The 19,188-nt window shown below is 64.9% G+C and carries 22 protein-coding genes; 13 read left to right on the top strand and 9 right to left on the bottom strand.

Features of this window, described 5'->3' with window-relative positions:
* The first annotated feature begins 14 nt into the window (after nt 1–14).
* The 10 genes from dusB (at nt 15) to ACIGJG_RS02435 (ending at nt 9,140) form a co-directional block, all read left to right on the top strand.
* Nucleotides 15–1,079, top strand: a complete 1,065-nt coding sequence (gene dusB, locus ACIGJG_RS02480) for a tRNA dihydrouridine synthase DusB (protein WP_140948943.1) — start codon at nt 15–17, stop codon at nt 1,077–1,079.
* Entirely contained in the window at nt 1,076–1,309 is a 234-nt protein-coding gene (locus tag ACIGJG_RS02475; protein WP_011296677.1) for a Fis family transcriptional regulator, read from the top strand. Before dusB ends, ACIGJG_RS02475 begins: the two co-directional genes overlap by 4 nt.
* Nucleotides 1,310–1,331: 22 nt before the next feature.
* Nucleotides 1,332–2,903 (top strand): bifunctional phosphoribosylaminoimidazolecarboxamide formyltransferase/IMP cyclohydrolase, encoded by a 1,572-nt coding sequence (gene purH / locus ACIGJG_RS02470; RefSeq protein ID WP_483672708.1) that lies wholly within the window; start codon nt 1,332–1,334, stop codon nt 2,901–2,903.
* A gap of 378 nt (nt 2,904–3,281) precedes the next feature.
* Nucleotides 3,282–3,827: a crossover junction endodeoxyribonuclease RuvC gene (gene ruvC, locus ACIGJG_RS02465; protein ID WP_011296675.1), complete on the top strand. Its 546-nt coding sequence runs from the start codon at nt 3,282–3,284 to the stop codon at nt 3,825–3,827.
* Nucleotides 3,828–3,943: 116 nt separating this feature from the next.
* Nucleotides 3,944–5,068 (top strand): glycerophosphodiester phosphodiesterase, encoded by a 1,125-nt coding sequence (locus ACIGJG_RS02460; RefSeq protein WP_235679816.1) that lies wholly within the window; start codon nt 3,944–3,946, stop codon nt 5,066–5,068.
* 73 nt (nt 5,069–5,141) lie between these two features.
* Entirely contained in the window at nt 5,142–5,723 is a 582-nt protein-coding gene (gene ruvA / locus ACIGJG_RS02455; protein WP_011296673.1) for a Holliday junction branch migration protein RuvA, read from the top strand.
* A gap of 34 nt (nt 5,724–5,757) precedes the next feature.
* A complete protein-coding gene (ruvB, locus tag ACIGJG_RS02450; protein ID WP_220631286.1) occupies nt 5,758–6,816 on the top strand; it encodes a Holliday junction branch migration DNA helicase RuvB in 1,059 nt (352 codons plus the stop codon).
* A gap of 203 nt (nt 6,817–7,019) precedes the next feature.
* Nucleotides 7,020–7,613: a hypothetical protein gene (locus ACIGJG_RS02445; RefSeq protein ID WP_011296671.1), complete on the top strand. Its 594-nt coding sequence runs from the start codon at nt 7,020–7,022 to the stop codon at nt 7,611–7,613.
* Between the two features lie 44 nt (nt 7,614–7,657).
* The gene (locus tag ACIGJG_RS02440) at nt 7,658–8,242 is read left to right on the top strand and encodes a BPSL1445 family SYLF domain-containing lipoprotein (RefSeq protein WP_011296670.1); all 585 of its coding nucleotides are present in this window, start codon (nt 7,658–7,660) and stop codon (nt 8,240–8,242) included.
* A gap of 163 nt (nt 8,243–8,405) precedes the next feature.
* A complete protein-coding gene (locus ACIGJG_RS02435; RefSeq protein WP_220631285.1) occupies nt 8,406–9,140 on the top strand; it encodes a queuosine precursor transporter in 735 nt (244 codons plus the stop codon).
* A 28-nt stretch (nt 9,141–9,168) separates the two neighbouring features.
* Here the strand turns inward: ACIGJG_RS02435 and ACIGJG_RS02430 are convergent, their stop codons facing one another.
* The 4 genes from ACIGJG_RS02430 to tyrS form a co-directional block, all read right to left on the bottom strand.
* Nucleotides 9,169–9,843, bottom strand: coding sequence for a histidine phosphatase family protein (locus ACIGJG_RS02430; protein WP_041679469.1), 675 nt, complete (start codon nt 9,841–9,843; stop codon nt 9,169–9,171).
* A 59-nt stretch (nt 9,844–9,902) separates the two neighbouring features.
* A complete protein-coding gene (locus ACIGJG_RS02425) occupies nt 9,903–10,550 on the bottom strand; it encodes a YbhB/YbcL family Raf kinase inhibitor-like protein (protein ID WP_011296667.1) in 648 nt (215 codons plus the stop codon).
* Between the two features lie 78 nt (nt 10,551–10,628).
* The gene (gene dtd / locus ACIGJG_RS02420; protein WP_011296666.1) at nt 10,629–11,099 is read right to left on the bottom strand and encodes a D-aminoacyl-tRNA deacylase; all 471 of its coding nucleotides are present in this window, start codon (nt 11,097–11,099) and stop codon (nt 10,629–10,631) included.
* A gap of 8 nt (nt 11,100–11,107) precedes the next feature.
* The gene (gene tyrS, locus ACIGJG_RS02415; RefSeq protein WP_011296665.1) at nt 11,108–12,349 is read right to left on the bottom strand and encodes a tyrosine--tRNA ligase; all 1,242 of its coding nucleotides are present in this window, start codon (nt 12,347–12,349) and stop codon (nt 11,108–11,110) included.
* 230 nt (nt 12,350–12,579) lie between these two features.
* Here tyrS and ACIGJG_RS02410 point away from each other — a divergent pair, with 230 nt between their 5' ends.
* Nucleotides 12,580–13,974 (top strand): M23 family metallopeptidase, encoded by a 1,395-nt coding sequence (locus ACIGJG_RS02410; protein ID WP_011296664.1) that lies wholly within the window; start codon nt 12,580–12,582, stop codon nt 13,972–13,974.
* 23 nt (nt 13,975–13,997) lie between these two features.
* The gene (locus ACIGJG_RS02405) at nt 13,998–15,125 is read left to right on the top strand and encodes an anhydro-N-acetylmuramic acid kinase (RefSeq protein WP_011296663.1); all 1,128 of its coding nucleotides are present in this window, start codon (nt 13,998–14,000) and stop codon (nt 15,123–15,125) included.
* 21 nt (nt 15,126–15,146) lie between these two features.
* Here ACIGJG_RS02405 and ACIGJG_RS02400 read toward each other — a convergent pair whose 3' ends face one another.
* Entirely contained in the window at nt 15,147–16,052 is a 906-nt protein-coding gene (locus ACIGJG_RS02400; RefSeq protein ID WP_011296662.1) for a LysR family transcriptional regulator, read from the bottom strand.
* A 90-nt stretch (nt 16,053–16,142) separates the two neighbouring features.
* On the opposite strand from ACIGJG_RS02400, the gene ACIGJG_RS02395 reads away from it, so the two are divergent.
* Entirely contained in the window at nt 16,143–16,943 is an 801-nt protein-coding gene (locus ACIGJG_RS02395; protein ID WP_140948949.1) for a phytanoyl-CoA dioxygenase family protein, read from the top strand.
* Between the two features lie 46 nt (nt 16,944–16,989).
* Here ACIGJG_RS02395 and erpA read toward each other — a convergent pair whose 3' ends face one another.
* From erpA to rplM, 4 genes are all read right to left on the bottom strand, one after another.
* Nucleotides 16,990–17,358, bottom strand: coding sequence for an iron-sulfur cluster insertion protein ErpA (gene erpA, locus ACIGJG_RS02390; protein ID WP_010813904.1), 369 nt, complete (start codon nt 17,356–17,358; stop codon nt 16,990–16,992).
* Between the two features lie 103 nt (nt 17,359–17,461).
* Complete coding sequence (locus tag ACIGJG_RS02385) at nt 17,462–17,923, bottom strand: bactofilin family protein (RefSeq protein ID WP_011296660.1); 462 nt, start codon at nt 17,921–17,923, stop codon at nt 17,462–17,464.
* Nucleotides 17,924–18,156: 233 nt separating this feature from the next.
* On the bottom strand, nt 18,157–18,549 hold the full coding sequence (rpsI, locus tag ACIGJG_RS02380) for a 30S ribosomal protein S9 (protein WP_011296659.1): 393 nt from the start codon (nt 18,547–18,549) through the stop codon (nt 18,157–18,159).
* Between the two features lie 12 nt (nt 18,550–18,561).
* Nucleotides 18,562–18,990, bottom strand: a complete 429-nt coding sequence (gene rplM / locus ACIGJG_RS02375; protein ID WP_011296658.1) for a 50S ribosomal protein L13 — start codon at nt 18,988–18,990, stop codon at nt 18,562–18,564.
* Between the last annotated feature and the right edge of the window lie 198 nt (nt 18,991–19,188).

The raw sequence follows: 19,188 nt of genomic DNA, 5'->3' as shown, positions 1-19,188 counted from the left end.
ATCGCCCGCCCAACTTGCAGATAGGACCACACCAACTTCGCAACAACCTGTTCGTCGCCCCCATGGCGGGTGTGACGGATCGCCCTTTCCGCCAGCTGTGCAAGCAGCTCGGGGCAGGCTACGCGGTGTCGGAGATGGTGGCGTCCAACGCACAGCTGTGGAAAAGCGAGAAGACCATGCGCCGCGCGAACCATGCCGGCGAGGTCGAACCGATCTCGGTGCAGATCGCCGGCGCGGAGCCAGGCATGATGGCCGAGGCTGCGCGCTACAACGTCGATCGCGGCGCGCAGATCATCGATATCAATATGGGCTGCCCGGCCAAGAAGGTCTGCAATGTGGCCGCGGGGTCCGCGCTGCTGCAGAACGAGCCGCTGGTGGTGCGCATTGTCGAGGCCGTGGTCGCCGCCGTCGGCGATCGCGTGCCGGTCACGCTCAAGATCCGCACCGGCTGGAACCGCGAGAACCGCAATGCGCTGCGCATTGCGCGCATGGTGGAAGACGCGGGCATCAGCATGCTGACCATCCACGGCCGCACGCGCGCGGACTTGTACCACGGCGATGCCGAGTACGAGACCATCGCCGCGGTCAAGGCCGAGCTCCGTATCCCGGTGGTAGCCAACGGCGACATCACCACGCCGCAGAAGGCGAAGCAGGTGCTGGCGCTGACGGGCGCCGACGCCATCATGATCGGCCGCGCGGCGCAAGGCCGGCCTTGGCTGTTCCGTGAGATCGAGCACTTCATGAAAACCGGCGAACTGCTGCCGTCGCCCGAAGTGGCCGAGATCCGCGCGATCATGAACGCGCACCTCGAAGACCACTATGCGTTCTATGGCGAGTTCACCGGCGTGCGCACCGCGCGCAAGCATATCGCGTGGTACACGCGCGGGCTGCGCGGCGCAAACCTGTTCCGCCACCGCATGAACACGCTGGAAAGCACCGGCGAACAACTGGCCGCGGTCAACGCCTTCTTCGATGAGCAGGCGCAATGGTCAGACCGGCTCGTCTATGTCGATGAGGCAGATGCCGGCGGAGAAGAAGCGAACAACAACAACGACAAAGGGGAGTTGCTTGCCGCATGAGCCGCAACGCTATCGACCAGTGCATCCGGGACAGCCTGGATAGTTACTTTCGGGATCTGGACGGCGAAGAGCCTTCCAATATGTACAACATGGTGCTGGAGGCCGTCGAGCGCCCGCTGCTCGAAGCCGTGATGGTGCGCGCCGAGCGCAACCAGTCGCTGGCCGCCGCCTACCTCGGCATCAATCGCAATACGCTGCGCAAGAAGTTGCAGCTGCACGGTTTACTTTGAATTTGAAGCGTTTCGCACAGCCATGATCAAGCAAGCTCTCCTCTCTGTTTCCGACAAGACCGGCATCGTCGAATTCGCGCGCGAACTGAACGCGCTCGGCGTCACGCTGCTTTCCACCGGCGGCACCGCCAAGCTGCTGGCCGACAGCGGCCTGCCCGTCACGGAAGTGGCCGACTACACCGGCTTCCCCGAAATGCTCGACGGCCGCGTGAAGACGCTGCATCCGAAGGTGCACGGCGGCATCCTCGCGCGCCGCGACCTGCCCGAGCACATGGCCGCACTGGCCGAGCACGACATCCCGACGATCGACTTGCTGGTGGTGAACCTGTACCCGTTCCAGCAGACCGTGGCAAAGGATGACTGCACGCTGCCCGACGCGATCGAGAACATCGACATCGGCGGCCCGACCATGCTGCGCTCGGCTGCCAAGAACCACCGCGACGTGACCGTGATCGTCGATCCGGTCGACTACGCCGTGGTGCTGGACGAAATGCGCGCCAATGGCAACAAGGTTGGCTACGACACCAACTTCCGCCTCGCGACCAAGGTGTTCGCGCACACCGCGCAATACGACGGCGCGATCACCAACTACCTGACCAGCCTCGGTGCCGACAAGTCGCACCAGGCCCGCAGCGCCTACCCGCAGACGCTGAACCTGGCCTTCGAGAAGGTCCAGGAAATGCGCTACGGCGAAAACCCGCACCAGTCGGCCGCGTTCTACCGCGACCTGAAGGCCGTGGATGGCGCACTGGCCAACTACGTGCAGCTGCAGGGCAAGGAACTGTCGTACAACAACATCGCCGACGCCGATGCGGCCTGGGAATGCGTGAAGTCCTTCGCCGTGACCATGCCCGCCTGCGTGATCATCAAGCACGCCAATCCGTGCGGCGTGGCTGTGGGCGCCAATGCCCTCGAAGCCTACGACAAGGCTTTCAAGACCGACTCGACCTCGGCCTTCGGCGGCATCATCGCGTTCAACGTCGAACTCGACGAAACCGCGGCCCAGGCCGTGGCGAAGCAGTTCGTCGAAGTGCTGATCGCCCCGTCGTTCAGCGCTGCCGCGCGCGCCGTATTCGCATCCAAGCAGAACGTGCGCCTGCTCGAAATCCCCCTGGGCAAGGGCATCAACCAGTATGACCTCAAGCGCGTGGGCGGTGGCCTGCTGGTGCAGAGCCCCGACGCCAAGAACGTGCAGCCGACCGAACTGCGCGTGGTCACGCGCCGTCATCCGACGCCGAAGGAAATGGACGATCTGATGTTCGCCTGGCGCGTCGCCAAGTTCGTCAAGTCCAACGCCATCGTATTCTGCGGCGGCGGCATGACGCTGGGCGTCGGCGCAGGCCAGATGAGCCGTGTGGATTCGGCCCGTATCGCCAGCATCAAGGCGCAGAACGCGGGCCTGACGCTGGCGGGTTCGGCCGTGGCATCGGACGCCTTCTTCCCGTTCCGTGATGGCCTGGACGTCGTGGTAGACGCCGGCGCAACCTGTGTCATCCAGCCGGGCGGTTCGATGCGCGACGACGAAGTGATCGCCGCCGCCGACGAGCGCGGCATCGCCATGGTCCTGACCGGCACCCGCCATTTCCGTCACTAAGCAAGGCGAAGGAAAGAAGCTCCGGGGCGCGGGCCCAACCCGCACCCCGGAGCTTTTTTGTTTCCACAAACCGCAGGCACAGCGCCCGAACAAGGCACCGCTCCCGCCTCCCGGGTTACAAAGACGGCCCGTCAACGAAGGTGCGCGCTCCGATCAGCAAGCGACAGGCAGCCCAACTAACCCCTGAAGCCCATCCCCCTACAAAAACACTGGCACACTACGATCAATATTCGCCCGTTAGGGCAACCGAACGCGCTTTTTGGTTACTTTTTGTCGCTCGGACAAAAAGTGACTCGCCGGCTACGCCGGCGAAACAGCGGCGCATGCCAAGCACACAAAGCCCGATCAAAGCTGACAAAGCAACCCCAAAAAACATAAATGCGTATTCTCGGCATCGACCCCGGCCTCCGCACCACCGGCTTCGGCGTCCTGGAAAAGCACGGCAACAAGCTTTCCTACATCGCCTCGGGCACCATCAAAAGCAATGGTGAAACCGACCTGCCCGCGCGCCTGAAGACACTGTTCGATGGCATCAGCGAGGTAGCCCGCACGTACACACCGGATTGCGCAGCGATTGAAAAGGTCTTCGTCAACGTCAACCCGCAGTCCACGCTGCTACTAGGTCAAGCACGCGGCGCGGCAATCTGCGGCCTGGTCGGCCAAGGCCTGCCGGTGTTCGAATACACCGCCCTGCAACTGAAGGTAGCCGTAGTCGGCTATGGCCGCGCCAACAAGGAACAAGTGCAGGAAATGGTCATGCGTCTGCTAAGCCTGCCGGGACGGCCCAGCACTGACGCCGCCGATGCATTGGGCGTCGCGATCTGCCACGCCAATGGCGGCGACACGCTCGGCACGCTGTCGGGCCTCGCCCCTGAACTGGTCCGCAAGGGCATGCGCGTCCGCCGAGGGCGCCTGATCGGCTGATCGGCCAACATCGGTTTCCACAAGAGACAGCGCCCGGTCTCTTACAATCGAGGGCATTTGCCGCGCACGGCGGCCACGGATCTTATTCCATGCCCAGCTTCCGATCTTGCTTTCGCATGACCCTGGCCGCAGCGCTGCTGGCGGGCTGCGCCACGAGGCCAACCCTGCCTCCAGCGCCCAAGTCTGCGGCCGTGCCTGCGGCAGCCCCCACCCCCGCCGCGAAGCCACTGGTCATCGCCCACCGCGGCGCCAGCGCACTGCGCCCCGAACACACGCTGGCGGCCTACGCGAAGGCCATCGAGGACGGCGCCGATGTCATCGAGCCCGATCTCGTCAGCACGCGCGATGGCGTCCTCATAGCACGCCATGAGAACGACATCGGCGGCACCTCCAACGTCGCCGAGCTACCGCAGTTCGCCAGCCGCAAGCGCACCAAGGTCATCGACGGCGTGCGCCTGACCGGCTGGTTCACAGAAGACTTCACGCTGGCCGAATTGAAGACACTGCGCGCGCGAGAGCGCATTCCCAAACTGCGCCCCGCCAACGCCCGCCTGAACGACCAGTTCGAGATCCCGACGTTCGACGAGATCGTACAGCTCGCGCAGCAGGCATCGCTGCGCACCGGCCGGCAGATCGGCCTGTATCCGGAGCTGAAGCATCCGAGCTATTTCCGCGGCATCGGCTTGCCGCTCGAAGACAAGCTCGTCGATGCGCTGCGCCGGCAGCCGTACCTGCGCGAGGCACCCGTCTTCATCCAGTCGTTCGAGGCTGGCAGCCTGCGGCAGGTGCGCAAGATGATCAATCACGGCATGCCGAATGTCCGGCTCATGCAGCTCATCGGGAACCTGAAGCAAACCCCGCCCGACTGGCGGCTCGCCGGCGACACGCGCACCTATGGCGACATGCTGACTACGACCGGCCTGCGCGAGGTGGCCAGCTACGCCGATGGCATCGGTCCGGAAAAGAACAGCGTGGTGCCGCGCGATGCGCAGGGCGGCCTTGGCGCGCCCACGGCCGTCGTGCGCAATGCGCATGCAGCGGGCCTGCTGGTGCACCCGTACACGTTCCGGCCCGAGAACGCCTTTCTGCCCAAGGCATTCCAGACCGGCGGCGACGATGCGACGCGCAGTCCGGCCGGCATGGTGCGCGAGGTGCAGGTCTTTGTCGCCGCCGGCGTGGATGGCGTCTTTACCGACGACCCGGCGCTGGGCCGGCGCGCCATCGACGCAGGAACTCCGTGAATCCGCGGCACGCCGCTGGGCTACACTTGCGGCCTTCCGCAAAAACGTTGAACCGACCTTTACTGCAAACACCATGATCGGACGCATCGCCGGCACGCTTATCGAGAAGAACCCTCCGCACCTGCTGGTGGACTGCCACGGCGTCGGCTACGAGATCGATGTGCCGATGAGCACGTTCTACAACCTGCCCGCGACCGGCCAGCCGGTCACGCTACTCACGCAGCTGATCGTGCGCGAGGACGCGCACCTGCTCTATGGCTTCGGCAGCGCGGCCGAGCGCAATACGTTCCGCGAGCTGATCAAGATCACCGGTATCGGCGCACGCATGGCGCTGGCGGTGCTGTCGGGCATGTCGGTGTCGGAGCTGGCCCAGGCCATCACGTTGCAGGAAGCCGGACGCCTCACGCGCGTGCCGGGCATCGGCAAGAAGACCGCCGAGCGGCTGATGCTGGAACTCAAGGGCAAGCTTGGTGCCGAACTCGGCCACGCGCCAGGCGCGGCGCCTGTGCACGACAGCGCGGTCGATATCCTTAACGCGCTGCTGGCACTCGGCTATTCGGAAAAGGAAGCGGCCACGGCCATCAAGCAGGTTCCCGCCGGCACGGGTGTCTCGGACGGCATCAAGCTGGCGCTGAAGGCCTTGTCCAAGGCGTGAGGCGTAAAATAGCGCGATACCAGACGCCGCAGCCATGATTGAAACCGACAAGTTTTCCGCCCCCGACCGCGTGATCTCGGCCACGCCCGCTTCCTCGCGCGAAGAGGCGTTCGAGCGCGCGCTGCGGCCCAAACTGCTCGACGAGTACGTGGGCCAGGAGAAGGTGCGCGGCCAACTCGACATCTTCATGCACGCGGCGCGCAATCGCCGCGAGGCGCTCGACCACGTGCTGCTGTTCGGCCCGCCGGGCCTGGGCAAAACTACGCTGGCCCACATCATTGCGCGCGAAATGGGCGTGAACCTGCGCCAGACTTCAGGGCCGGTACTCGAACGCCCCGGCGATCTGGCGGCGCTCCTGACCAACCTCGAAGCCAACGACGTACTGTTCATTGACGAGATCCACCGGCTCTCGCCGGTCGTCGAGGAAATCCTGTACCCGGCGCTCGAGGACTACCAGATCGACATCATGATCGGCGAAGGCCCCGCGGCTCGTTCGGTCAAGCTCGACCTGCAGCCGTTCACGCTGGTCGGCGCGACCACGCGCGCCGGCATGTTGACCAACCCGCTGCGCGACCGCTTCGGCATCGTGGCGCGGCTGGAGTTCTATGCGGCCGAGGAACTGGCACGCATTGTCACGCGTTCGGCGCAACTGCTCGGTGCGCACATCGATCCACTGGGCTCTCTGGAAATTGCACGCCGTGCGCGTGGCACGCCGCGGATCGCCAACCGCCTGCTGCGCCGCGTGCGCGATTACGCCGAAGTCAAGGGCGATGGCACCATCACCCGCGAGATCGCGGACGCCGCGCTGGCCATGCTGGACGTGGATCGCGTCGGATTCGACCTGATGGACCGCAAGCTGCTCGAAGCCGTGCTGCATAAATTCGGCGGCGGCCCGGTCGGCGTCGACAACCTCGCTGCGGCGATTGGCGAGGAACGCGACACCATCGAAGACGTGCTCGAGCCCTATCTGATCCAGCAAGGCTATCTGCAGCGTACGCCCCGCGGGCGCGTCGCGACGGCCGCCGCCTACCGCCATTTTGGCCTGGCATCACCGCAAGCCGGCGACAGTGGCGACCTGATCGACGGCGAATAACGAGAGCCTGCTGCACTGCGGCAAGTCCCCGCAGCGGCCGGTCGGGACGTCAATTAAACATTTTTGTCTCGCATCCCAAATTTTTTCGAAGTGGATTGCTGGCCCCTGCCCGATTGTCCACAATGGCTTCAACGGTACCCTTGCCCCGGTACCCGGCAGTCGTGCCGGCCGGCACGGGGCGTCACCCTCCTCCAAGGAAAGCCATGATCCGTCGTTCGTCCTCCCTGCCAGCCGCGGTACTCGCTGCGGCCATGCTCTTCGCCACCAGCGCCTACGCTCAGCGTCCGCAGGCTCCGGTCGGCGTGGCCGAGGAGGCCGTGGTCAGCGGCAAGATCATCGATATCGATCCGAACACCAAGGCCGTGCTGGTACAAGGACCGCGCGGCAATGTCGTAGAGATCGTCGCTGGAGAAGAAGCAAAGAACTTCGGCCAGATCCGCAAGGGGGACATCGTCACGATCGCGCGCGGCGCGGCCATCGTGGCATCGCTCGAGCCCCTGGACAGCAAGGCGACCGCCCTGGCCGAAACCGTGGATCGCACCTCGCACGCGGCCGAAGGCAGCAAGCCCGGCGTCATGCGCGAGATCACCACGACGGTGACGGCGGAGATCACGAAGGTCGACCCGGCCAAACACCTGGTCACGTTCCGCGGCCCGCGCGAAACCTTGCGCACGGTCAAGGTGGAAGATCCTGCCATCGATCTGACCAAGATCCAGCGTGGTCAGATGGCAAAGATCGTCTATCGTGAAGTCGTAGCCATTACGGTCAGGGCGCCGGCTGCATCCGCAGCCAACTGACTTCGTACCCGACGCGGTTACTTTACCCCACCAGGAGGTTACCTATGAATCGACGCCATTTTGTTACCCGGGTTGCCGGATCGGGGCTGCTCGTCGCCACCGCGTTTACGGTTGGCTGCACGACGACAGGCACCAAGGCCTCGTCCGATCCGGCAGCGAAAAGACAGGAAATCGATGCGGGTGTTGATGGCGCGTTGAACCGCCTGTATTCCTCGACCAACGGTGCGCGCGAACTGGCAAACCGCGCACAGGGCGTCCTGGTGTTCCCGCGTGTCATTGCAGCCGGCCTCGTGGTCGGCGGCGAATACGGCGAAGGGGCACTGCGTTCGCACGGCTCGACCGTCGGCTACTACAGCACGGCGCAGGCCTCGGTCGGCCTGACCGCGGGTGGCCAGTCCAAGGCCATCATCATCATGTTCATGACGCCGGAGGCGTACAACAAGTTCGTGTCGAGCAAGGGCTGGACCGCCGGCGCCGATGCGAACGTGGCATTGGCCAAGATCGGCGCCAATGGCCAGCTCGATACCCTGACCAGCCAGCAGCCGGTCGTGGGCTTCGTGCAGACCAACGCGGGCCTGATGTTCGATGCATCGATCAACGGCGCCAAGATCTCCAAGCTCGATATCTGATCCGGAGCCGTGGCCGGCGGCCCAGCCGCCCGGCCGCTCTGCTCGCATCCATCCCGGCCCTGGCCGGGATTTTTCTTGCGGCACGGCAAGACAGCGCCCCCGCTGGCATAATCCCGCGAAAAAGCAGCAGGCACCATGCGCGCCTGCCAAACCGGGAACGTCAATGTCCACCCTGCTCACCGCCGCAGCCCGCACCGATACCAGCGGGCGCGTCTACCGCTATTACGACCTCGTCATGGTGGCCTTCGTCACCGTGCTGCTGTGCTCGAACCTGATCGGGGCCGCCAAGGCCGCGCAGGTCACGCTGCCGCTGCTGGGGCCGGTCACCTTCGGCGCGGGCGTGCTGTTCTTCCCGATCTCGTACATCTTTGGCGACGTGCTGACCGAAGTCTATGGCTATGGCCGCGACCGTCGCGTCGTGTGGGCGGGCTTCGCGGCGCTTGCGTTTGCCACGTTCATGAGCCTGGTGGTACTGCACATGCCGGTCGCGCCGTTCATGGCCGACTACCAGAAGAGCCTGGAAGATGTGTTCGGCAACACCTGGCGCATCGCGTTCGGGTCGCTGATCGCCTTTTGCTGCGGCAGCTTCGCCAACAGCTATGTGCTGGCCAGGATGAAGCTATGGACAGGCGGACGGTGGCTGTGGACGCGCACCATCGGCTCGACCCTGGCCGGCGAACTCGTCGATTCGTCGTTGTTCTATGTGATCGCGTTCTACGGCATCTGGCCGCTCGAGAAGGTGATCCAGGTCGCGGTGGCCCAGTATGTGCTGAAGACCGGCTGGGAAGTCGTGATGACGCCGGTCACGTACAAGGTCGTGAATTTTCTCAAGCGCGCCGAGAACGAGGACTGGTACGACCGCAATACCGACTTCACGCCGTTCCGCATCCGCGTCTGAGGTCTGCGGCGCGGCAGCGCTCGGAGCGTCAGGGGACGCGCCGGTCCACTTCATCCAGCGCCAGCGTTTCGAGGTGCGTGACATCGCCCCACTGTGCCAGCGTCAGGTGATGGCTGTCGCTGCGTAGCCGGTTGATGCTGGCGTTGAGCAGTTCGTGCTGGCGCGGCGCCTCCAGCGTCATGCCGGTGGCTTCCCGGTAAAGACAGTCGAGCACGCCGCCGTGTGCGACCAGCGCGATACGCTCGCCCGGATGCCGGCGCGACAGCGACAGCGCGATCTCGACGGCCCGCTCATGGAATTGTGCGAGCGATTCCCCCTGCGGCGGCGTGTAGTCGGGCACGCGCGCCTGCCAGCGCGCGAAGTCCTCGGGCAGCTTCTCGGCGACCTCGGCGTAGGTCATGCCCTGCAGCGTGCCATAGCTGCGCTCGCGCAGGCGCGGCTCGGAGCGGACCTTGAGGCCAAGTGTCTCGGCCAGGGGCGCGGCGGTCTGCATGGCGCGGCCGAGGTCGCTCGAATAGACCGCGTCGATCGGCTCGCCAGCCAGTGCCGCCGCCAGCGCGCGGGCCTGGGCCTCGCCGGTTTCGTTGAGCGGGATGTCGAGCTGGCCTTGCAGCCGGCGCTCGCGGTTCCAGGCCGTCTCGCCATGACGGATCACGATCAGGTGCGTGTAGGCCAGCGAATGCGGCCCGGAGCTTTGCAACATGCCCTTTCCTTGCATTTCCTTGCGCTTGCCAGCGACCGGCGCCTGCCGGCCGCCCGGCTTCAGCCAGCTACCTTGGGATTGAGCGTGTAGGTGCCGGTCAGGCTCGCCTGTGCCAGCACATGGCCGCGAATGGCTTCCAGCACCTGGGCCCCCGTGAACTTGCCGTCCAGCGGCACGCGGTCGATATCGAGTGCGTAGACCGTGAACACGTAGTGGTGCAGCAGCGTGTCGTTCCACGGCGGGCACGGACCGTCGTAGCCGTAGTAGTCGCCCTTCATGTCGGCGTCATTGGCAAACCAGCCGGTGTAGTCGTTGATGCCATGGCGCAGGCCCCCCGCGGTGGCGGTGCCGCCGGCCGCTTCGGGGCCGGGCTTGCCGCGCGCGATCACGCCGTCGCTGTGCGAAGCCGCGGCGATCGAGGTCAGGCCCGGCGGCATGTCGACCAGCACCCAGTGGTAGAAGTCCACGCGCGGCAGCGATGCCGGCACTTCGCGGCCTTCCTGGTTGACGTCGTCGCCCTGGCTCGGCACGTCGCGGTCATGGCAGACCAGGACGAAGGACCGCGTCTGGGCCGGCGCATCTTCCCAATGCAGGTCCGGATTGCGGTTGCTCGACAGCGCGACGTGCGCGGCGGCATCAGGCACGCAGAAAGCGAACTCGCCCGGAATCGGCGCGTTGTCGGCGAAGGACTTGCTCCAGAGTTTCATTTGTCTCTCCTGTCTGTGGACGGCCGCGCCGGCGCGGCCCGTGGTTTCCTGTTGCCTGTCGGTGTATAGCCTTGCGGTTCAGGCGTTCCCCGGCGGCGGCACGCGCAGCCAGAACGTCACCGGTCCGTCGTTGGTCAGGCTCACCTGCATCATCGCGCCGAACTCCCCGGTCTGCACATCGGGGTGCGATGCACGCGCGCGCTCGACGAAATACCCGTAAAGGCGGCGCCCGTCCTCCGGGGATGCCGCCGGCGTGAAGCTGGGCCGGGTACCGCTGTTGGTATCAGCCGCCAGCGTGAATTGCGACACGACCAGCAGTCCGCCCGCCCCGCCGTTGCCGTCCATGTTCTGGACCGGCAGATTCATCTTGCCATCGGCGTCCGAAAACACACGGTAGGACAGCATCTTGGCGAGCAGGCGGTCGGCCTGCGCCTCGGTGTCGCCGCGCTCGGCGCAGACCAGCGCCAGCAGCCCGGCGCCAATCTCTCCGGTGGTGCGGCCCTCGACCGTCACGCGGGCCTGCGAGACGCGCTGGATCAGTGCGATCATCGCCCGCCTCAGGCCAGCGTCACGCGGGCAAAGCGGCGCTTGCCGACCTGCACCACGTAGGTGCCCGCGGCCACCTTGACGGCCTTGTCGCTGACGGTCGCGCCATCGATCTTCACGCCGCCCTGCTCGATATTGCGGTTGGCCTCGGACGTGGACGGCACCAGGTTGGCCTGCTTGAGCAGTTGCGCGATGCCCAGCGGGGCGCCCGACAGGCTGACTGCCGGGATGTCGTCAGGCACGCCGCCGCGCGCGCGGTGGTTGAAGTCCTCGAGCGCCTTTTCGGCATCGGCCTGGCTGTGGAAGCGGGCCACGATCTCCTGCGCCAGCAGCACCTTGCAGTCGCGCGGATTGCGGCCGGCCGCGATTTCCTGCTTCATCAGGTCGATCTCGGCGAGCGGGCGGAACGACAGCAGCGTGAAGTACTGCCACATCAGGTCGTCCGAAATGCTCATCAGCTTGCCGAACATCTCGTTGGGCGCCTCGGTCACGCCAACGTAGTTGCCCTTGGACTTCGACATCTTCTCGACACCGTCCAGGCCGACCAGCAGAGGCATGGTCAGGATGCACTGCGGCTCCTGGCCGTATTCCTTCTGCAGCTCGCGCCCGACCAGCAGGTTGAACTTCTGGTCGGTGCCGCCCAGCTCCAGATCGGACTTCAGCGCGACCGAATCGTAGCCCTGCATGAGCGGATAAAGGAACTCATGCACCGAAATGGGAATCCCAGACCGGAACCGTTTGGTGAAGTCGTCACGCTCCATCATCCGGGCCACGGTGTACTTGGCGGCGAGCTGGATCATGCCGCGTGCGCCGAGCGGATCACACCACTCGCTGTTGTAACGGATTTCGGTGCGGGCCGGATCGAGCACCAGGCTGGCCTGGCGGTAGTAAGTCTGGGCGTTGGCCTCGATCTGCTCGCGCGTCAGCGGCGGCCGGGTGCTGTTGCGGCCGGACGGGTCGCCGATGGTCGAGGTGAAGTCGCCGATCAGGAAAATCACCTGATGGCCCAGGTCTTGCAGCTGACGCAGCTTGTTCAGAACCACCGTATGGCCGATGTGGATGTCGGGCGCGGTGGGGTCGAGGCCGAGCTTGATGCGCAGCGGAACGCCGGTCGCCTCGCTGCGGGCCAGCTTCTGCAGCCATTCGGCTTCGATCAGCAGTTCGTCGCAGCCGCGCTTGGACACCTCCAGCGCGTGCATCACCGACGGCGTGAGGGGATATTTGGCCGCGGGGCCGGAGGAAGCTTCAGTCATGACGTAAGTCTTTGAAATACATGAAAATTTGGCGGATGCGCCACTCGGCCCCGGGCCGGTTTTTGGTATAATCCGCGCTTTGCGGCACAACGTGGCTCCGAGCCCGTGGGCCACCCGCCATTCTAGGCGGCAAATAAAGATGAACAGCCCGCGCCGCACCTCGGGGGAGGAAGGCAGACGACACACATCGTCGCGGCAGCGGTGCCCAGACCAAGGTTGAATTTTACGTGATGTGGTCCAGACTCCGCGAAGTTTTCGCGCGCGAGCTGGTGGTTCTCGTCGACCCGACCAACCCCCAGCACGCGCGACGGCGCAAACAACTCACCGCTTCGGTGGGTGCAATTTTCACGCTCGGCATGGCCGCCGCCATGGGCGTGGCGCCGCGCAGCGCCTTCAATGACCCGCTTGCGCCGCGCGTCAACGAGCCGCTGCGCATGCCCGATGTGCGCGAACAGCTCGAACAGATTTCCGATATCGATACCGATGCCGTCTACGTGCGCCAGGAGCGCATGCAGCGCGGCGACACCATCGGCTCGCTGCTGCGCCGCCTTGGCGTGGACGATCCCGATGCGCAGGCCTTCATCCTGAAGAACCCGACCGCGCGCGGCCTGTTCAACGTCAATCCCGGTCAGGCCGTGCAGGCGGAGATCGACGACAGCAATATGCTGGTCTCGCTGCAGGCCAACCTGGGCGGCAATGCCGCGACTTCGCGCGAACTCGTGATCGAGCGGGTCGAGCCGGCAAAGGCCGGTGGCACGACCACCTACAAGGCGCGCGTGCAGAACGTCGACAACGACCTGCGCTATGAAATGGCGTCCGGCTCGATTTCGTCCGGCGGCTTCTTCAAGGCCATGGATGCGGCCAATGTGCCCGACGACATCGTGCAGCAGATGCTGTCGATCTTCTCCGGCGTCATCGACTTCCAGCATGACATCGCCAGCGGCGACCGCTTCCGCATCATCTACGAAGCAGGCTTCCAGGATGGCGCGTTCATCCGCAACGGCCGCGTGGTGGCGATCGAACTGATCAACCGCAACCAACTCCACCAGGCGCTGTGGTTCGCACCGGAAGGCGAGAGCAACGGCGCCTACTACACGTTCGACGGCCGCAGCATGAAGCGCCCGTTCCTGCGTTCGCCGGTGGAATTCTCGCGCGTGTCGTCGGGCTTCGGCGGCCGCGAGCATCCGCTGCACCATGCGTGGGCCCAGCACAAGGGCGTGGACTTCGCCGCGCCCACGGGCACCAAGGTGCTGGCGACCGGTGAAGGCACGATCGACTTTGTCGGGCAGCAGAACGGCTACGGCAACATCATCATCCTGAAGCACGCGAACGGCTACTCGACCTACTACGCACACCTCTCCGGCTTTGCGGGCGTGCAGCAGGGCCAGCGTGTCACGCAGGGTCAGGTCATCGGCTATGTCGGCCAGACCGGCTGGGCCACCGGGCCGCACCTGCACTACGAGTTCCGCTTCAACGACGTGCCGCAGAACCCGTTGAGCATCGCGCTGATGGAAGCGCCGGTGCTGACCGGCAAGGCGCGCCAGGAATTCTTGGGCTATACCAGCGAAATGCTCGGCCGCATCAACGCGCTGCGCACCTATAACGTTCTTACCGCGGCCAACTGACAGCCGCTCCGCCCGGAGACTCCATGCGCGCGCAAGGCGACCGCTATATCGGCATCATGTCTGGCACCAGCATGGACGGCGCGGACGCCGTGCTGGTGGACTTCAGCGGTGAGCGCCCGGCCGTGCTGGCCGCCGCGCACGAACCCTTCCCCGACGCGCTGCGCGCGGACTTCGGCCAGCTGCAACAGCCGGGCGACAACGAGATCCATCGCGAAGCGCTGGCGGCCAATGCGCTGGCGCGCGTCTATGCCGGATGCGTGACCACGCTGCTCGGACAGGCCGGACTGCAAGCCGGCGATGTCGCGGCGATCGGCGCGCATGGGCAAACCATCCGCCATCGTCCGGGCCTGTACGACGAGATCGGCTACACGCGCCAGAGCCAGCATCCCGCGCTGCTGGCCGAGCTGGCAGGCATCGACGTGGTGGCCGATTTTCGCAGCCGCGACGTGGCAGCGGGCGGCCAGGGCGCGCCGCTGGTGCCGGCGCTGCACCAGGCGCTGTTTGGCGACGGCGCCGAGGCGCGCGTGGTCTGCAATATCGGCGGCATTTCCAACATCAGCGTGCTGCCCGGCGACAGCGGTGCCGTGATCGGCTTCGACTGCGGGCCGGGCAATGCGCTGCTCGACTACTGGATTGGCGAGCAGCTCGGCATGCCGTACGACGATGACGGGGCCTGGGCCGCGAGCGGACGCGTCGATGAAGCGCTGCTGGCCGCATGCCTTGCCGATCCGTACTTCAATGCGGCGCCCCCCAAGAGCACGGGCCGCGACCTGTTTCATCCCGCCTGGCTCGAAGCGCGCCTTGCGACGCGAAGCGGCCCTGCCCTGTCGCCCGCCGACGTGCAAGCGACGCTGGCCGCGCTGACGGCCGAAGCCATTGCGCGCGATGTCCGCGCTCATGCGGCCCCGGCAAAACGCCTGATCGTCTGCGGCGGTGGCGCGCGCAACGGCTACATCATGCGGCGCCTCGCGCAAGCACTGCCGGGTGTCGCCGTGCAGACTACGGAAGACTTCGGGGTGCCGGTTTCGCAGGTCGAAGCGATCGCCTTCGCCTGGCTCGCGCGGCAGTGCCTGCTCCGCCTGCCGGGCAATGTCGCCACGGTCACCGGCGCCGCCGGTCCGCGCGTGCTCGGCGCGATCTATCCGCGCTGATTGTCGCTGCGGCGATCGGGTTCAGACCGGCGCCGCGTGCCCGCTTTCCACCATCCATCCGATAAACGCCTGCGCGAGCGGCGACGCGCGCACGGCTTGCGCGCGCGCCAGCACGACCCGCTGGCCGGTCACGGGCTCGCGTAGCGGCAGGCACGCGATGGGTTGCCCGTCATAGCTGTGGTCGCCGGCCGGCCGCGTGCACGACAGCGCCACACCGTATCCATGCGCCACGAGACCGCGCTGCATCTCGAACGTCTGCGTGTACTGGTGCAGCGTCGGATGCAGACCGTGGGCCCAGAACAGCGATAGGAAATACTCACGCGTCTGCGCGATGTCCTCGAGGATCAGGCGCTCGCCAGCCAGTTCCGCAAGGCTGATATCACGCTGGCCCGCGCGCCGATGGTTCGCAGGCAACAACGCGTAGGGCGGCAGGCTCGCCAGAATCCATCGATCGATGCGCTGGTCAAAACCGAGGTCGTACGTCAGCGCAAGCTCGGCCTTGCCGGCCTGCAGCGTGCGATGGACTGCCGCCAGATCCGCCTCGAACAGCGTGATGGAAACCGCCGGATGCTGCTCCCGGAAGCCCGCCAGCAAGCGGGGGACGAAGTACGGACCCAGGTCCTGAAAGCAGGTCAGCGACAGCCGGCCGCTCAGCCCCTGCTGTCCGGCTTCATCGACGGTGATTCCCGCAGCCAGGGCCAGAATATCGCGTGCTCGTGCGAGCAGGCGCTGCCCGGCCGGCGTGAGTTCGAGGCCGCGGCTGACCTGCCGGCGAAACAGCGCCTCGCCCAGCGTGTCTTCGAGCTGCGCGATGGCCGTCGACACCGACGGCTGGGACACATGACGCGCCCGCGCCGCAGCGCTGATGCTGCCATGCTCGGCAGCCGCCACGAAGTACTCCAGTTGCCGGAATGAGAAAGGGATCATGATTTCCTATACTACAGCATAGGAAATATATGCTTTTCCTATTGATGAAGGTTGCCGATACTGGGCACGTCCCTGCCCCGGAGCCTGGCCATGGAAATCACCACAGAACAGATCAGCAGCTACCAGCGCGATGGCGTGCTGGTATTGCGCGGCGCCTTCACCGACTGGGTCGAGCGGCTGCGCGACGGCTTTGAACAGAACCTGGCGCAACCCGGACCGTTTGCCATCGAGAACGTGCGCGACGGCGAGCGCGGCCGCTTCTTCGAGGATTACTGCAACTGGCAACGCATCGAACCATTCGATGCCTTCATCCGGCAGTCACCGGCCGCGGCCATCGCCGGGCAGATCATGCAATCGCACGCTGTGCAGGTGTTCCACGAACACATCCTCGTCAAGGAACCCGGCACGGCGAAGCCGACGCCATGGCACCAGGACCTGCCCTATTACTGCATGGATGGCCTGCAGACCGCCAGCTACTGGATTCCGCTGGATCCCGTGACGCAGGCCAACACGCTGCGCGTGGTGGCGGGCTCACACCGCTGGCCGCGGCTCGTCCGCCCCAAACGCTGGGCCAGCAACGAGAACTTCTACGGCGGCGACGATGCCTTTATGGAAATGCCGGACGTCGAAGATGGCAGCCACACGATCCTCCAGCCCGAACTCGAGCCCGGCGACGCCGTGGTATTCGACTTTCGCACGGTTCACGGCGCTGCCGGCAATACCGGCACCGGCCGGCGGCGTGCATTTTCGGCGCGCTTTTTCGGCGACGACGTGCGGTTCATGGAACGGCCCGGCCGTACCTCGCCGCCGTTCCCCGGCATCAATCAGCAGACCGGCGAGCGGATGCGCGAGGACTGGTTTCCGGTAGTGTGGCGGGCGACGCCGGCATAAAAAAAAGCGCACCCGAAGGTGCGCTTTTCTTCCGGGACGTCTTGCCTCAGACCGAGAACGACGAGCCGCAACCACAGGTGGTGCTTGCGTTCGGGTTCTTGATCACGAACTGCGCGCCGTTGATGTCTTCCTTGTAGTCGATCTCCGCGCCGACCAGGTACTGGTAGCTCATCGAGTCGATCAGCAAGGTCACGCCGTTCTTGACCATCGTGGTGTCGTCTTCGTTGACTTCCTCGTCGAACGTGAAGCCATACTGGAAGCCAGAGCAGCCGCCGCCCTGCACGAACACGCGCAGCTTCAGCTCGGCATTGCCCTCTTCCTCGATCAGCTGCTTGACCTTGTCGGCTGCGCTGTCGGTAAAGACGAACGGTGCCGGCACGTCCTCGGTAACGGGGGCCTCTGCGACTGCGTTCATGGGGTTCTCCTGTTTAGGTACGACTGTATTTTAAGCGCTACTGGAAAATCGTGCCGAATCCCTTGGTTTTCAAGGGCTTCTGGCAAAGTATCGCGCGTGATATTTACGCCGCTTTACCGGCTTCCGCTTCTTCGCCCGGCAGCGGCACATTGTCGGCCGCTTCGCTCTGGCCTTGCGTGGACGACAGATTTGGCAGCGCCTTGATGTCTTCCTGCCCGAGCGGAATCAGTCGACCTTCGACGAGCGCGCCCTGATGCATCTCGAGCGCCGCATACCGCACCTCGCCAAGCACGCGCGCTTGCGGCTGTAGCTCAAGCAGTTCGCCGGCGTGGACAGGTCCTTTCACCGTGCCGTTCAGGATCAGGTGTCCAACCGCGAGCTCGCCTTCCACCATGCCCTTTTCGCTGATCACGAGCATGCTGGGCTTGTCGCCGGCAGCACGGATATTGCCGCGCACCTTGCCGTCCAGTCGCAGGCCACCCGAGAACACGAGATCGCCGTCGATGGCGGTGCCCTCGCCGATCAGCGTGTCGATCGTCAGTCCCTTCTTCTTGGAAAACAACATCCTTCCTCCGTATCTCATCGCGTGGCCGCCGTTGCACCGGCGCGGCAGCCAAGTGTCCGTCTGACGACTCGCCGCGATTGTATCCGCAGCCAGGCAAGGAACCCCGCGCAATCAATGAGGCAATTTGTGACTTTTTTCGCAGGCAGATGACAAAGGCAAAAAAAAACCGCACGGTAATCCGTGCGGTTTTTCTGAGGTCGCGCAATCCGGCGGGCCGGACTGGCGAACACACATCAGCGCTTCGAGAACTGCTTGCGGCGACGTGCCTTGTGGAAACCAACCTTCTTACGCTCGACTTCACGTGCGTCACGCGTAACGTAGCCAGCCTTCGACAGGGCCGACTTCAGCGTTGCATCGTAGTCGATCAGGGCGCGGGTGATGCCGTGACGGACCGCACCGGCCTGGCCGGTTTCGCCACCGCCGGTAACGTTGACCTTGATGTCAAACGTTTCAGCGTGCTCGGTCAGTTCCAGCGGCTGGCGCACGATCATCAGGGAAGTTTCGCGAGCGAAGTATTCCTTGATGGGCTTGCCGTTGACGACGATGTCGCCCTTGCCCGACTTGATGAAGACACGTGCCACGGCGCTCTTGCGGCGGCCAGTACCGTAATTCCAGTTACCGATCATGGATTGGCCTCCTTAGATTTCCAGCGCCTTGGGCTGCTGCGCTTCATGCGGATGCTCGGCTTCGGCGTAAACCTTCAGCTTCTTGATCATCGCGTAGCCCAGCGGACCCTTCGGCAGCATGCCCTTGACAGCCTTTTCCAGGGCACGGCCCGGGAAACGCTGCTGCATCTTGCCAAACGTCGTTTCGTAGATACCGCCCGGGTAACCCGAATGGCGATAGTACTTCTTGTCCGTTTCCTTGGTACCCGTGACACGCAGCTTGGCTGCATTGACGATGATGATGTAATCACCCGTGTCGACGTGCGGAGTGAATTCCGGCTTGTGCTTGCCGCGCAGACGGCGTGCCACTTCGCTGGCGACACGGCCGAGGACTTTGTCCGTCGCGTCAATCACGTACCAGTCGCGCTTTACCTCTGCAGGCTTGGCGGAAAAGGTCTTCATGATTTTTCCTGACTATTAGAGAACTGCCCGATACTGACTCGCGAAGGCTTGTACTCGCCCCTGCAAGTCTCGTCGGCCGATCCTGTGGACCTGGCCTTCCTGCTTGTCTTCGCAGGCTCTCCCTGCTTCTCTTTCCGCGGGCATGGCGGAAAAGCCGTAGATTATACTGTCGTACGCGAGCTGGACACAAGCAAAGTC

Source organism: Cupriavidus sp. C1SS-2L (assembly GCF_057073735.1).
This window is presented reverse-complemented; position numbering and strand designations above follow the sequence as displayed.